The organism is Halomonas sp. KX33721 (assembly GCF_001596805.1).
Lineage (GTDB): Bacteria > Pseudomonadota > Gammaproteobacteria > Pseudomonadales > Halomonadaceae > Vreelandella > Vreelandella aquamarina.
Map to the genome: position 1 here is coordinate 136,840 of NZ_LVIA01000032.1, position 14,540 is coordinate 151,379.

Consider the following 14,540-nt stretch of genomic DNA (forward strand, 5'->3'; position numbering starts at 1 on the left):
AGCGCTGCTTAGCGGGCGTTTTTTTATTGCCAGAACCTAACGCCCCTATCACCTATGCCTGTATATCGCGCCTGAAAGGCGGCAACGCATCTAATAGCGCCTGGCCATAGCGGCGCGTAATCACCCGCCGATCCAGCAGCGTAATAACTCCCCGATCGCTCTCTTTACGGATTAAACGACCACACGCCTGCACCAGTTTAATCGAAGCATCCGGTACGCTAATACGCATAAACGGGTTACCGCCCTGGCTCTCGATCCATTCGGCAAGCGTTGCCCCAACAGGGTCATCCGGTACCGCAAACGGCAGCCGAGTAATCACCACGTGGGTGAGATAATCCCCCGGCAAATCGATACCCTCGGCAAAGCTAGCTAAGCCGAAAATCACGCTGCCCTTACCGCTATCCACCGCCGCTCTGTGTCGCTCGATGAGTTCTCGTTTGGGCAGCGCGTCTTGCGCCAAGATGCGCTCTTTTGCCGCAGCAGGCAGAGCCTTTTCCACCGCACGTAGCTGAGCGCGAGAGGAAAACAGCACCAGTACCGCCTCCTCCTCACCTAGCTGCGACACAAAGCGCACAATGGCGTTCTCATGGGCATCCCGGTCACTGGGGTCCGTTGCCTCTGCGGGCACCCGCAGAACCGCATTGGCGTAATCAAACGGGCTAGGAAGCGCCTGATAACGGTAGCGGTTAGCTAAACCAGCCCGCTCCTGCAGGCGCTCAAAACGGCCAAGCGCCGTGAGCGTTGCCGAAGTGACAACCGCCCCGTGGCAGCGCCCCCATAGGTGCTTGGCAAGCGTGTGCGCTGCAGAAACCGGGCTTGCTGAGAACTCAATCTCTGGTTCGCCCGCCACACGACTGAGCGTTATCCACCGTGCGCTGGGTGGCGCATTGGCGGCATCCTGTTCACTAAACGCTTGCCACAGCGCATGAGCCTCCAGGGCGCGACCATGGAGCAACGCTATTAGAGGCAGCCACGTTTCCGCCTGGTCACGGTCCAGGCCGGTCTGTTTATCCGGGTCCAGGCTTTCGCGCAGAATATCGCTAATGCTTTCTAGACTTCTCGACAGGGTGGCAAACATGACTAGCAGCTGCTGCGCCTGTTCGCGCAGCGCCTCGGGCACTTGGCCTTTTTCAAAGCGCTGCTGATGGGTCGCCTCTTCATCTGCCAGACCATTTTCACGCCCTGCCAGCTGATGCCCCATGCTAAACACGTCACCCAGCGCAGGCTCCAAGCTATGCAGCAGCTCAGGCAGCCCTGCCAGTAAGCGAGCAATGGTGGGCTGTACCGCCAGCCCCTGATTCAAATCCGTCAAACTACTTTTCAGGGTTTTTAGCCAGCGCAGACAGCCGTGCACCGCAAAGCGGTGGGCGAAATGGGACAGCGCCTTATCCGGCAGGTGGTGACCTTCATCGAAAATAAAGATGCAGTCGGCAGGGTCTGGCAGAATCGCACCACCCCCAAGGGCAAGATCCGCCAGCACAAGGTCGTGGTTAGCAACGATAACATCCGCATTTTCCAACTCTCGACGAGAGCGGAAAAAGGCGCAGGCACCAAAATGCCCGCAACGGCGACCGGTGCACTGGCGATGATCCACCGTCAGCTGACGCCAGTGGCTGTCTTCGATAGACACCGGCCAGGTATCGCGATCGCCTTCCCACTCGCCTTTACCGTAGGCCTCCGCCATATCGGTGGCCAGTACGTTAAAGTCGCTGCTATCAGCTTGAAGGGATTGCTCGAACAGCGAAAGGGTTGGGTTGGGCTCACTACCCTCCAGCGCTTGATCCAGCCGCGCCACGCAGACGTAACGGCCGCGACCTTTCGCTAGCGCATAGCGAAAGGCAACACCGCTATGGCTAGCCAGCGACGGCAGGTCTTGATTCAACACTTGCTCTTGAAGGGCAACGGTGGCCGTGGAGACAATGAGCCGTTTGCCTTGCGCCTTGGCTATGGGCAGCCCTGCAATGAGATAAGCCAGCGTCTTGCCCGTTCCGGTACCGGCTTCCAGCACGCAAACGTGGCTATCGCTAACGCGCTTTCCCTCGCTGTCGCACTCGATATCACCTAGGGTGCGGGAGATTTCAGCAATCATTAAGCGCTGCCCGTAACGTGGTGTCAGCCCTAGCTTTTCCACCACGTTACGGTAGGCCTGCTGAATATCGTTTTTAAGCGCGTTATCCAGCATGCCCGTTACAGCATGCCTTCCGGCGGATGTTCGCAGGGCAGCTTACCGTTAATGTAGCGCTCAATCTCTGGCAGTGAGAAGGCGTCTTCTTCACCAACAAAGCTGATGGAGACCCCTTTGGCGCCCGCGCGGCCAGTACGGCCAATACGGTGGACGTAATCTTCAGGGTCTTCTGGCAGCGTGTAGTTGATAACGTGGCTGACGTCTTCAATATGGATACCGCGACCCGCAACATCGGTGGCAACCAGTACCTGAATCTCTCCCTCGCGGAAGCTTTCCAGCGTTTTAATACGCTGGTTTTGAGGCACATCGCCGGACAGCATAGCCGCGCTGACACCCGCTTTTTTCAGCAGATCGTCAAGCTTGCGCACCAAATCACGGCGGTTACCGAAGACCATGACGCGCTCAAAGCTCTCCTGCTCCAGTAGCTTCACCAGCAGCCGCTGCTTATCGTCATCGGAGACAAGATAGACGCGCTGGTCGATATCCGCCTGATTCTCGACGGTCACTTCGATCTCGACATGCGCCGGATCAAGCGTCCATTGGCTCGCCAGATTGAGAATATCGTCGGTGAAGGTGGCCGAGAACAGGAACGTTTGGCGCTCCTCTTTTTTCGGCGTGTAGCGAACAATGCGCTTCACGTCGGGGATGAACCCCATGGAGAGCATACGGTCCGCCTCGTCGAGCACCAGCACTTCGGTTTCAGAGAGGTCGATATCACGCTTCTGATGGAAGTCCAGCAGGCGCCCAGGCGTGGCGACCAGGATATCGATCTTCTTGCTCAGGCTATCGCGCTGTTTTTGATAATCCATGCCGCCGACGACACTGGCGACATTAAGCTGAGTAAAACGCGCAAGAGCTTTGGCGTCTTTCTCGATTTGCAGCGCCAGCTCTCGGGTCGGCGCGATAATCAGCGCGCGGGGTGCGCCCGGCTTTTGGCCATCCGGCGTGGGCTCTTCAAGGAAGTAAGCCATCACAGAGATTAAAAACGCGGCCGTTTTCCCGGTGCCCGTTTGCGCTTTACCGACAATATCGCCACCTAACAGCGTGTGGCGCAGTGCTTCCGCCTGAATGGGCGTGCAGTACTCAAACCCTTGGGCATGAATAGCGCGCATTAGAGGCAGCGGCAGATCAAAGTCATGGAAGCGCCACTTGCCGGCAACGGCGGGCACCTGAAACTGACGAAGATCCCAGTTCGACTGACGACGACGCGGTTTCCGACGACGACGTTTAGGCTTGCGGTTCTGGGCCGATGCTGTGGTCTGTTCCGACTCGCTCATAGGCTGTGTATCTGTCCATTGCTGTGGAGGTTAGGCATCACGAAGTGCGCATTGTACCAGGGGTTGGCGATAAGAGCGCGCCCTGCTGTCGAAGGAGCACGCTTGCCTGTTAGAATAAGGCATACATTAACCCAAGGAGCGCGACATGACGCGTAAGAAAAAGACTCGTTCATTAGCGGATAAAGTGACTATCCGCACTGGTCGCCGCAAAGATTATAAAAAAGTGGCGCCATGAGAACCCTGAGCAGGTGACCTCATCGCGCCGCTTTGTGGCTAAAAAGCAGCAGCAGCGCAAACTACAAGCCGTGCGTAAACTAGCGCGCCAGCAAAGTGGCCAACCGATTGCGATTCACCCTGACAAAGGGGGCGACAACTCATCAGGAGACCCTTCGTAATGCGTTTGGTGTCGTTTAATATCAATGGCATTCGGGCACGGCTACATCAGCTTCAAGCGTTGATCGACACTCAACAACCTGATGTCATTGGCTTACAAGAAACCAAAGTGCAGGATAGTGAATTCCCCGTGGCTGACGTAGAAGCCATGGGCTATCACGTCTTCTATTATGGCCAGAAAGGGCATTACGGCGTTGCGTTACTGTGCCGCCAACAGCCGCAGGCGGTGTTTTACGGTTTTCCTGATGATGAAGAGGATGCGCAGCGCCGCATGATTGGCGTCAAGCTTCTCGCCGACGATGGCGAAGCGGTCACTGTGTGGAACGGCTACTTTCCGCAAGGCGAGAGCATTGATCACCCCACCAAGTTTCCGCACAAAGCACGCTTTTATCAACAGCTCGCACACCTGCTTAATACCCAGCATGCTCCTGAAGAGCGGCTGGCGGTCATGGGTGATTTTAATATCTCACCGGAAGACCAGGATATAGGCATTGGCGAAGCCAACCGTAAACGCTGGCTGCGCGATGGCAAAACCAGCTTCCAACCCATTGAGCGTGAGTGGCTGGAAGGCATTAAAGCGTGGGGGCTTAGCGACAGCTACCGGCTGTGCCACCCTAATAACAGCGAGTGGTTCAGTTGGTTTGACTACCGTTCTAAAGGGTTTGATCGAGAGCCAAAGCGCGGCCTGCGTATCGACTACATTCTCGTCTCAAAGCCTTTGGCCGAGTGCGTGACAGGCGCAGGCATCGATTACCCGCTACGCGGTATGGATCGCCCCTCCGACCACGCCCCAACCTGGAGCGACTTTACATTAACGCTCCCTGTTACTCAGTAGTATGTGAAGCAATTAGCAAGAAAATTCAGTAACAAGAAAACAGCCTGCCCCTTGTTTAGCGAAGGGGCTTTTCTTATCAACGAAAATTGGCCAGCCACTCTTCCGCTTGGGTATCCCCAAGATTAGCAGCGGTTGTAAGCGCCGCCTCTGCTTGCTCATTTCTCCCCCACCCATAAGCAAGTTGACCCAGTTGGCGCCAGTCATCGGCTGATTGCGTTACTTCAGCGAGCGCTTGCCAAGCGCCCAAGGCATTATCAATATGTTTCGCCTGCTGCCAGGCCGTCGCTCGCAAGCGCAACGTCTCTTCGTTGCTAGGAAGCTCGCCTGCCTCAAGCGCTGCCTCTAAATGCTCCCCGGCACGGGCGGGGGTCCCGCCTGCCAGATGAAGCTGGATAAGAGTAAGGCGCTCATCTGGGGTCGAGAACTTGCCTAACTGCCATGCCGCCTCCCAGACGGCGGCTGCTACGCCCAACTGGCCTGCCTGCTGGGCAAGCCCGGCTGCCTGACGCCATGCATCGGCTTCGCTCTCAGCGTTTAAGCCCTTCAACAGCCAACTTAGCGCCTGCTCATTCTCTCCTGTGTGCCGTAGCACAACATTCGTGAGCGTTTGTTGTTCAGCGCTGAGATCCCCTTGCTCTAGCAGCGGCACCAGCCACTCTAACGCAGCCTCCCAGCGCTCCTCTTCGGCCAGCATTCGCACCAACAGCCACGCCGTTTCTGCGTAACGCTCATTGCCCGAGGACTCTGACAACCACTGTTCGAACAGAGCAATGGCCTCATCACGCTCTCCGGCTGCACGGCGCAGCAACGCCTCATCGCGCAGCCAGCGGCGTACCTGGCTATCGGGAACGCTCGGGCGTTGGCGAGCGCTGGCCAATTCATCGGCGGCCGCAAGGTTTTCCCCCTGGCGCACAAGGGCGCTTGCCGCTAACTGGTGATAAAGCGCGCTGGCCCACTGGTCAGCTCGGTTACCGCCAGCCAGCCGCTCAGACTGGGAACGCGCATGGCTAATAATACGGCTTAACACCTCTGGATCTGCCGAACCGCTTGCTTGGCTTGCTAACTGGCTTTGCAACCCGTTCAGGTCTTGAATAATGTCACCGGGCAGCGGCTCATTGGCCACGGCAGTAGCGCTCATAGCGCTCAGTAACATGATGGCGACCCAACGCTGCATCCCCTTCCCCCGGCTAATATCGTTCACTGGCCTGCTTGGCGATTTTTCTCTACGAGACATGTCACCGCTACCTTAACTGGAACTCAATACGCTGGGTGGCGCGACGTAGCTGCTGGCTGGGTTCGAACTGCCAACGCGCAATCGCTTCGCGGGCGGCGTCTTCGAAGACCCGACGAGGCTGGGCATTGGTCACCCGAATAGAGCTACCGTCGACACTACCGTTACGCTGAATGACGAACTCCACCTCCACAAACCCCTCCATGCCACGACGCTGAGCACGGGGTGGATACGACGGATTAACGCGATTCGTCGGCGCCACCTGCCCAACGCTCACCGGTTCATTGGAGGGCGCAGGCTCAGCGGCCGGTGCTGCGTCGCGCTGGGCAGCGGCGGGCTCAGGGGATGGCGCTGCCGTTTCTGCTGGCTCGGGCGAGGGTTCCGGCGCAGGTTCAGGAGCTGGCTGTGGCCGCGGTGTGGGTTTGGGCTGAGCCTCGGTCAGCTCGGGCAGCTCGCTTTCCAACTCGACGGGCTCTACCGGCGCGTCAGGCAGCTCTACCTCGGGCAACGCAATCGTACTGGTGGCCACTGGTGCAGGCGCGGGAGTCGGCATGGGCGGAGGCGCAGGTGCTGCTTGCGCAGGCGCGGGAGGCGGTGCCTCCTGTTCGGGCGCCACCTCCGGCGCTTCCACCATGGTCATGGACATCGTCATAATAGGCTCATCGACTTGCTGTTCAGGTGGTGCCACCAGCAGCGCCAGCATCCAGAAGAGTCCGACGGCCAGGGCAATACCGCCTAGCATCGACAACGCATGACGCATCATGGCGCGCTCCGGCTCGCTGCCACGGCGACCTGCTCGACCCCTGCCTGCTGAAGACGATCCATAACCTCAATCAGCACACCCGTGGTGGACTCTCGATCGGCTTGAATAACCACCGACCCTTCACCGCTGAGCATTCCGGCTACCTGCTGGCCAACACGATGTAGATCTACCGGCTGGCCATCTACCCATACCGCTCCTTCCGGCGTGACAGCAATCAGCACCTGAGCATCGGGGCGGGGTGTGGCCGCCGACGCTTCGGGGCGGTCAATCTCCACCCCGCTCTCCTTGATAAAGCTGGTCGTGACGATAAAGAAGATCAGCATAATGAACACCACATCCAGCATCGGCGTTAAGTTCACCTCATTGCTGTCGTCGGCAGCCTCTATAGAACGGCGTCTACGCATCACTCTCCTCCAAGGCACGCGCTAAGCGGTCATGCAAACGCTGGTCTTCGCGACGGATAACGTGCTCTAAACGGCTAATAAACAGCATACCCACTACCGCAATGGCCATTCCCGTTAAGGTAGGCAGCGTTGCCCGGGCAACGCCATCGGCCATGGCCCTGGCTTGGTGGGTATCACTCATCGAAAGGCTATCAAAAACGGTGATCATACCGGTGACAGTACCCAACAGCCCCAATAGCGGGCAGAGCACCACCAGCAGTTTGATCCAGGGCAGTGGGCGGCGAAGCTTGGCTACCAAGGCCGCACTCCATACATGACGTAGCGTACGCGCACTCCAACTGCGGTGGTCGCTTCGGGCTGCCCAGCGACGAACCAGTTCATGGCGCGCGCGCCGCCAACTGATGCGGTAGTACCACCAGCGCTCAATCGCCATGGCGAACACCACCACCGCCACCAGCGCAAGCACGACTAGCACAGCGCCGCCCGCCTCTAACAGCCGCTCTACTGGCTCTAGCCAAAGGGGTAAGGTCGGCATGCTAGTTCACCGTTTGCCCAGAAAGAGTGAACTGCGCTTCCAGATGGTCGGCCAACGTGGCGCTGGCTTCGCCTTCAATCACCTGAGTAATAAAACGGCTGCGACTAGAGAGTGCCGTTTGGGCAAACAGCAGCGGCACAGCGGTTACCAAGCCCAGTACAGTGGTCACCAACGCCTGGCTGATACCGCCAGCCATTAGCTGCGGGTCGCCGGTACCAAATACCGTAATGGCTTGGAAGGTCACGATCATGCCTGTCACGGTACCCAGTAGCCCCAGCAGAGGTGCAATGGCGGCCAGTAATTTAACGATAGGCTGACCACGCTCGATCTTCGGCAACTCGGCCAGCACCGCCTCATCTAGCCTCGCTTCGAGCGCTTCTGGCGTTTGGTGCTTATCCATCTCTTTAAAGCGTTCTAACACGCGACCAAGCGGATTATCTTTGCTTGGCTGATCCAAGTTTTGGCGCTGGCGGCGCACACGCGCACTCACCGTCAGTAGGTAAATATACTGAGCTAACGCAACCAGCAGCCCGATACCACCGAGCACGACAACGACGTAACCGACGTAGCCTCCTTGCTGAAAGCGCTCCCAGAGCGTGGGCTGTTGCGCCAACGCTTCCAGAACACTGCCTTGCGTGGGGTCAATGGCAAATTCACGGCTCTCGCCCTGATGGTAAGCCGCTAACAGGTCGCTGATTGCTGTTGGCGTGCGCGGCACTTCGGCGAGGCTGCTCTCTGCGTCTTGCCCCTTTCTAAGCAGCGCAGACTCGGTAAAGGCAGCAAAATCACCCAGCCGCACGACGCTATGTGACTCTATGTCGCCGCTTGCATCCGCCACCGGCAGCTCGAGACGCTCGGCACGACCGGTATTCACAGTGAGTGTTGCCAGGCTATCCACCACGGCCTCAATTTGTGAGCGCTCCAGAACGTCGACATCATTAAGGCGCGGCGGCAGCGCATCTGCCTCTAGCGTTAGCCAGCTATCGCCGCCTAGATCATTGCGAATTTCTTCACTGTGACGGGCAAGATCTGCTAGCAATGAGGTTAACGCTTCCCCCTGCTCCTCTTGCCGCTGGGCAAGCGCTTGGGCCTGCTCGCTTTGCTCATCCTGCTGCGCTTCAAGGGCTGCCTGCTCTTCTTCAGCCGCCTCATGGGCAGCGCGTGCTTCCTCCAAGGCGGCTTCCAGGCCCTCTTGATCTTCTAAGAATGACTGCAGCCGCGCCTGATCACGCGCTTGGGCAGCCTCTCGGGCCTCCCTTAGCGACCCAAGTTCATCGCTTTGGGCCATGGCAGCGCTGCCCGTTAATGCGCCAACCAGTAACGTTAGGCAAAGCCATGCTTTTGGGCAAGAGAATAGACTCATGGCTGGCCCCCTTGGTCATTGGCAGTAATAGAAAGTGGTAGTTGCAGAAGCTCCGGCGTGCGCTGATCATTAACGATGCGCAGGCCGTTGCGTACCTGACGGCGAGCGGGTTCGTCTAACGCCAGCCATTCACCGCTCTCTTTATCCCATACGCCACCTTCGCGACCATCGGGCGTCAGGTAGTAAAAGCCAATACGGCCAATGCGCAGGTACTCCACCTCTCTTGGCGACGCTCCCTCCATCACCAACCGGCCTCGCCAACTATCCACTTCACGGCCATAGGCCAGCTCAGCGCGCCAGGCTTCGAGCAAGCTGGCAATGCGTTCAGCGCTGCCTGCCTCGGGATTACCGGCGGATTCCACCCTGGCGAGGCGTTCATCGGTTAAGAAAGGTAGATCTGACTCGATCCAACGGGTTAGCTGCTCGGCCATGTCCTGCTCAATCATGGGCAGCGCATCACGGGTATCGCTTAACGTATCAAGCGCTTGGCTTAATCGCTGCTGGCGCTCGGCTTCGCTAGCCAGGCGGCTACTGAGCGTTGCGTTAGTAGTTTCCATCTGGCGGGTTTCCCGCTCTAGGCGGCGCAGCTCTTCAATGGCGGAACGCGTAGCTTCATCCGCGCTGTCAATTTGCTGCTGCAGTTCAGACTGGGTTTGCTGGGCCTCGACACTTTGGGCCGCTTGATCCATTGTCTCATCACTTGCCATTAGCGTACCGCTGACCAGCACTCCTGCTAGCCAACACCCACGCAAGGCAAAGAAAGGCCTTTTCAGCACGTTATGTCTCCGTCACTGCTTAACGCGCCCTCACGAACGGCGCGCTAAAACTCATTAGGTATAAGAACGATTTGCGTTTAACGCGTGCAGTGTATAGCGTAACACTAATAGAATAAATGACAATATTTATCATTAACATCCACCAACAGTCTGGCGGGAGTTGCGCGCATAAAAAACGGGAGCCATAAGCTCCCGTAGAGAACGTAACGACAGCAGTGCTTAAAACGCCCAGTCGTCGTCTTCTGTGGCGACCGCTTTACCAATGACATAGGAAGAGCCAGACCCTGAGAAGAAGTCGTGGTTCTCATCCGCGCTGGGTGACAGTGCGGCCATGATCGTCGGGTCAACGTCCGTCACGCTGCTGGGGAATAGCGGCTCAAAGCCCAGGTTCATCAGGGCTTTGTTGGCGTTGTAGTGAAGGAATTTCTTCACATCTTCCGACAAACCAACCTCATCATAAAGCGATTCAGTGTAGCGAACTTCGTTGTCGTAAAGCTCCAGCAGCAGCTCGTAGGCGTAATCTTTCACTTCCTGCTGTCGCTCGGGCGTCTCTTCTGCCAGCGCCTGCTGGAATTTGTAGCCCACGTAGTAACCGTGCACCGCTTCATCACGAATGATCAAACGAATCAAGTCGGCCGTGTTGGTCAGCTTGGCATGGCTGGACCAGTACATGGGCAAGTAGAAGCCCGAGTAGAACAGGAACGACTCCAGGAAAACGCTCGCCACCTTGCGCATCAGCGGGTCGTCCGAGCGGTAGCGCTTCAGGATGAGCTCCGACTTCATCTGTAGCGTCGGATTTTCCTCACTCCAGCGGAACGCGTCGTCTACATCACGCGTTGCACACAGCGTCGAGAAAATCGAGCTGTAGGAGCGCGCATGCACGGATTCCATAAAGGCAATATTGGTGTATACCGCTTCTTCATGAGGAGTGCGGGCATCCTCCATCAGCACAGGCGCACCCACGCTGCTTTGAATGGTGTCCAGCAGCGTCAGGCCCGTAAATACGCGGATAGTAAGCTGCTTCTCTTGCTGCGTCAGCGTGTTCCACGACTGAATATCATTAGAGAGCGGCACTTTTTCCGGCAACCAGAAGTTACTGGTCAGGCGGTTCCATACCTCAAGGTCTTTATCGTCTTGAAGGCGGTTCCAGTTAATCGCATTCACTCGCGACAAACGTTGCATCATCGTCATCAGAGTTCTCTCACAAACATCTTCTTAAAAGCGTATCCGAGGTTACAGCGTACAGGAGACGCAACCCTCTACCTCGGTGCCTTCAAGCGCACTTTGGCGTAAGCGAATGTAGTAAAGCGTCTTGATACCTTTACGCCATGCGTAAATTTGCGCCTTATTGATATCCCGCGTGGTGGCCGTGTCCGGGAAGAACAGCGTCAACGAGAGGCCTTGGTCAACGTGCTTGGACGCCTCCGCGTAGGTATCGATAATTTTTTCAGGGCCGATTTCGTAAGCATCCTGGAAGTAACCGAAATTCGCTTCGTTCAAGAATGGCGCTGGGTAGTAAACGCGACCCAGCTTGCCCTCTTTACGGATCTCGATCTTCGCCGCCACCGGGTGAATGCTGGAGGTGGAGTGGTTGATGTACGAGATAGAACCAGTCGGCGGTACCGCTTGAAGGTTACGGTTGTATAGGCCGTGCGCCATCACCGAGGCTTTCAGCGCTTGCCAATCGTCTTGCGTGGGCAGTGCAATACCGCTGCGCTCGAAAAGCTGACGGACTTTCTCGGTACGCGGCAGCCACGCCTGGTCGGTGTACTTATCGAAGAACGTACCCGATGCATAGGTAGAGTCTGCGAACCCGGCAAAGGTCTCACCGTGTTCGATGGCCAACTGGTTCGACGCACGAATGGCATGGAACGCAACGCAGTAGAAGTACAGGTTCGTGAAGTCCAACCCCTCTTCTGAGCCGTAATAAATATGCTCGCGAGCCAGGAAGCCATGCAGGTTCATCTGGCCAAGACCGATGGCGCGCGATTTGGCATTACCCTCGGCGATGGAGGGAACGCTGCGCAGATTACTCATTTCAGACACGGCGGTCAGACCGCGAATGGCGATCTCGACGCTGGTGCCGATATCACCGGAATCCATCACCTTAGCGATGTTCATCGAGCCGAGGTTACAAGAGATATCTTGCCCTACCTGACGGTAGCCCAAGTCGTCGTCGTACTCGGTCGGCGTGTTGACCTGCAGAATCTCGGAGCACAGGTTACTCATGTTGATACGGCCTGCAATCGGGTTGGCGCGGTTGACCGTATCTTCGAACATGATATACGGGTAGCCAGACTCGAACTGCAGCTCGGCCAGGGTTTGGAAGAAGGCGCGAGCATTGATCTTGTGCTTGCGAATACGCGCGTCGGCCACCATTTCATGGTACTTCTCGGTCACACTGATATCGCCAAACGGCACGCCGTAGACCCGCTCTACATCGTAGGGCGAGAAGAGGTACATATCATCGTTGCGCTTCGCCAGCTCAAAGGTGATATCGGGAATAGTCACACCCAGCGACAGCGTTTTGATGCGGATTTTTTCGTCCGCGTTTTCACGCTTGGTGTCCAAAAAGCGCAGAATGTCCGGGTGGTGGGCGTTGAGATAGACCGCTCCGGCACCTTGGCGCGCACCTAGCTGATTGGCGTAGGAGAACGCGTCTTCCAGCAGTTTCATGATCGGAATGATGCCCGACGACTGGTTCTCGATACGCTTGATCGGCGCGCCGGATTCGCGAATGTTGCTGAGCAGGAAGGCCACGCCGCCGCCACGCTTGGAGAGCTGCAGCGCGGAGTTGATGGAACGCCCGATGGACTCCATATTGTCTTCGATACGCAGCAAGAAGCAAGAGACCAGCTCGCCTCGCTGGCGCTTACCACAGTTTAGGAAGGTGGGCGTCGCAGGCTGGAAGCGGCCGCTGATGATCTCGTCGACTAGCGACTTGGCCAGCGCTTCATCGCCACGCGCTAGCGTGAGCGCCACCATGCAAACCCGGTCTTCATACCGCTCGAGATAACGTTTGCCGTCGAAGGTTTTGAGCGTGTAGCTGGTGTAGTACTTGAACGCACCCAAGAAGCTCGGGAAGCGGAATTTGTACGCATACGCCTGCTCGAACAGCGCTTTGACAAACGTAAAGCTGTACTGCGCCAGCACGTCGGCTTCGTAGTACTGCTCTTCCACCAGGTAGTCCAACTTCTCTTCCAAGGAGTGGAAGAACACGGTGTTCTGATTGACGTGCTGCAAGAAGTACTGGCGCGCCGCTTCGCGGTCTTTATCCAACTGCAGTTCGCCGTTGGCACCGTACAGGTTCAACATCGCATTCAGCGCATGGTAATCCAGCGTGCGCGCCTCGGTGGCTCCCGCAGCAGGGCGTTGATCTGCCGAGTTTTTTGCAGCTACGTTCTTAGAGACTGAGCTTGACGTTTCCAAAACTCTTCTACTCCTTTGCGGACCTTGGCGACATCGTCATCGGTACCAAACAATTCAAAACGATAAAGCAGCGGCACTTGGCACTTTTGGGCAATGATTCGCCCCGCCAAAGCGTATGCGTCACCAAAATTAGTATTACCAGCAGCAATGACACCTCGTAAGAGGTGTCGGTTGTGCTCGTCATTTAAAAACCGAATAACCTGCTTTGGCACAGCCCCATTGGCCGAGCCACCTCCGTAGGTGGGGGTAACCAATATGTAGGGCTGCTCAATGCGTAGCGTCGGGGCTTCACGATGTAACGGCAGCCGCTGTGCACTTAAACCAAGCTTTTCAATAAAGCGATGGGTGTTGCCTGACTTGGTGGAAAAATAGACCAGCGTACCTGCCTGCTCGGCTTCCACGTCAGCAGCGTGCATGGGTGACGATTACGCCAACGCTTGGATGCGGTCCGGACGGAAGCCCGACCAGTGCTCTTCACCGACGACCACGACAGGCAGCTGGCGGTAACCCAGCGCTTCGACTTCTGCTTGAGCACCCGTTTCGGCGGTAATGTCGATGACGGTGTACTCAAGGCCTTGCTTATCCAGCGCGCGATAGGTGGCAGTACACTGTACACAGGCAGGCTTGCTATAAATTTGGATTTCCATGGCTATTTCCCCTTTTCATAGCGGCAATTTTCAGGTAGTGCGCAGTGCTTGCTCTACCCCTCTAAAAGTCACCACGCATACTATATATAGACTAAGAGAAAATCAATTTCAGCATATATGGTATTTTTTCATCCACAGGTTATGGACAGCTCATGCCCAGCGCTATACCCAGAATCGAGTAGGAGGGGGAGTCGCCTCCCCCGTCCTCTCACACCACCGGGCATACGGATCCGTACCACGGCGGTTCCTGTCATCCACTATTGGACTGAGCTTCGTTCCGCTGAATCCGCCCGCCTGTGTGCTCTAAGCGCTTCGACAGTCTTTGGGCTTCCGGCCCGCCACACAGTTATCGAGAGCCCTCCGGGGAGGCTTCTGCTCGTACACATCAGAGAGTGGTCAACTATCCACTCGTGACAGGTTCAGCCCTTCAGCTCTTGGTTAGAGAGCCTAATATGGCCTCTGCTGACTCCTGTTCGCCCATCCCGACACCTCACGGTGTCGGTAGCCAGTGGCAGGCGAACAGGCCTCCCAGGGTAAGACGCGCGACCTTCCTCCCATCTACCCGCCGCATCTACTTCCACATCTTCTGGATAGCTATTGGGCTTCGAGTTTCATGGCCCTCTCGCCCAGATGTGGCTGCCTCATATGCGGTTCCTGTTCGTCGGGCCAGGAGTTTGCCTACAGCTTCCTTCAGATTCCGCC

General features: G+C 57.0%; 13 protein-coding genes and 1 pseudogene. 2 read left to right on the plus strand and 12 right to left on the minus strand.

The window, feature by feature from the left end; all coding sequences use genetic code 11:
- Nucleotides 1–52: 52 nt before the first annotated feature.
- Together dinG and rhlB are read right to left on the minus strand one after the other, a co-directional pair.
- A complete protein-coding gene (gene dinG / locus A3220_RS12645) occupies nt 53–2,182 on the minus strand; it encodes an ATP-dependent DNA helicase DinG (RefSeq protein ID WP_062375127.1) in 2,130 nt (709 codons plus the stop codon).
- A 5-nt stretch (nt 2,183–2,187) separates the two neighbouring features.
- Nucleotides 2,188–3,462: an ATP-dependent RNA helicase RhlB gene (gene rhlB, locus A3220_RS12650; protein ID WP_062375130.1), complete on the minus strand. Its 1,275-nt coding sequence runs from the start codon at nt 3,460–3,462 to the stop codon at nt 2,188–2,190.
- 145 nt (nt 3,463–3,607) lie between these two features.
- Here rhlB and A3220_RS12655 point away from each other — a divergent pair.
- Both A3220_RS12655 and xthA read left to right on the plus strand, forming a co-directional pair.
- Nucleotides 3,608–3,857, plus strand: a pseudogene (locus A3220_RS12655) (hypothetical protein).
- Nucleotides 3,857–4,690, plus strand: a complete 834-nt coding sequence (xthA, locus tag A3220_RS12660) for an exodeoxyribonuclease III (RefSeq protein WP_062375132.1) — start codon at nt 3,857–3,859, stop codon at nt 4,688–4,690. Before A3220_RS12655 ends, xthA begins: the two are co-directional and overlap by 1 nt.
- Before the next feature lie 76 nt (nt 4,691–4,766).
- On the opposite strand, the gene A3220_RS12665 is transcribed toward xthA, so the two are convergent.
- The 10 genes from A3220_RS12665 to nrdH all read right to left on the minus strand — a co-directional run bounded on the left by A3220_RS12665 (nt 4,767) and on the right by nrdH (nt 13,838).
- Entirely contained in the window at nt 4,767–5,864 is a 1,098-nt protein-coding gene (locus A3220_RS12665; RefSeq protein WP_062375134.1) for a hypothetical protein, read from the minus strand.
- A 67-nt stretch (nt 5,865–5,931) separates the two neighbouring features.
- On the minus strand, nt 5,932–6,684 hold the full coding sequence (locus A3220_RS12670; protein ID WP_062375136.1) for an energy transducer TonB: 753 nt from the start codon (nt 6,682–6,684) through the stop codon (nt 5,932–5,934).
- Entirely contained in the window at nt 6,681–7,088 is a 408-nt protein-coding gene (locus tag A3220_RS12675) for a biopolymer transporter ExbD (protein WP_044628390.1), read from the minus strand. The genes A3220_RS12670 and A3220_RS12675 overlap by 4 nt, the downstream gene beginning before the upstream one ends.
- Nucleotides 7,081–7,623: a MotA/TolQ/ExbB proton channel family protein gene (locus A3220_RS12680; protein ID WP_062375138.1), complete on the minus strand. Its 543-nt coding sequence runs from the start codon at nt 7,621–7,623 to the stop codon at nt 7,081–7,083. The genes A3220_RS12675 and A3220_RS12680 overlap by 8 nt, the downstream gene beginning before the upstream one ends.
- A 1-nt stretch (nt 7,624) precedes the next feature.
- Nucleotides 7,625–8,986, minus strand: coding sequence for a MotA/TolQ/ExbB proton channel family protein (locus A3220_RS12685; protein ID WP_062375140.1), 1,362 nt, complete (start codon nt 8,984–8,986; stop codon nt 7,625–7,627).
- Complete coding sequence (locus A3220_RS12690) at nt 8,983–9,762, minus strand: DUF3450 domain-containing protein (protein WP_054641773.1); 780 nt, start codon at nt 9,760–9,762, stop codon at nt 8,983–8,985. The genes A3220_RS12685 and A3220_RS12690 overlap by 4 nt, the downstream gene beginning before the upstream one ends.
- Nucleotides 9,763–9,981: 219 nt before the next feature.
- A complete protein-coding gene (gene nrdF, locus A3220_RS12695) occupies nt 9,982–10,953 on the minus strand; it encodes a class 1b ribonucleoside-diphosphate reductase subunit beta (protein WP_044630793.1) in 972 nt (323 codons plus the stop codon).
- A 42-nt stretch (nt 10,954–10,995) separates the two neighbouring features.
- Nucleotides 10,996–13,101 carry a class 1b ribonucleoside-diphosphate reductase subunit alpha gene (nrdE, locus tag A3220_RS12700; RefSeq protein WP_128082436.1) on the minus strand — a complete coding sequence of 702 codons (2,106 nt, stop codon included), beginning with the start codon at nt 13,099–13,101 and terminating at the stop codon, nt 10,996–10,998.
- 56 nt (nt 13,102–13,157) lie between these two features.
- Entirely contained in the window at nt 13,158–13,607 is a 450-nt protein-coding gene (gene nrdI / locus A3220_RS12705; RefSeq protein WP_044630794.1) for a class Ib ribonucleoside-diphosphate reductase assembly flavoprotein NrdI, read from the minus strand.
- 9 nt (nt 13,608–13,616) lie between these two features.
- Complete coding sequence (nrdH, locus tag A3220_RS12710; RefSeq protein WP_044630795.1) at nt 13,617–13,838, minus strand: glutaredoxin-like protein NrdH; 222 nt, start codon at nt 13,836–13,838, stop codon at nt 13,617–13,619.
- Nucleotides 13,839–14,540: the final 702 nt, after the last annotated feature.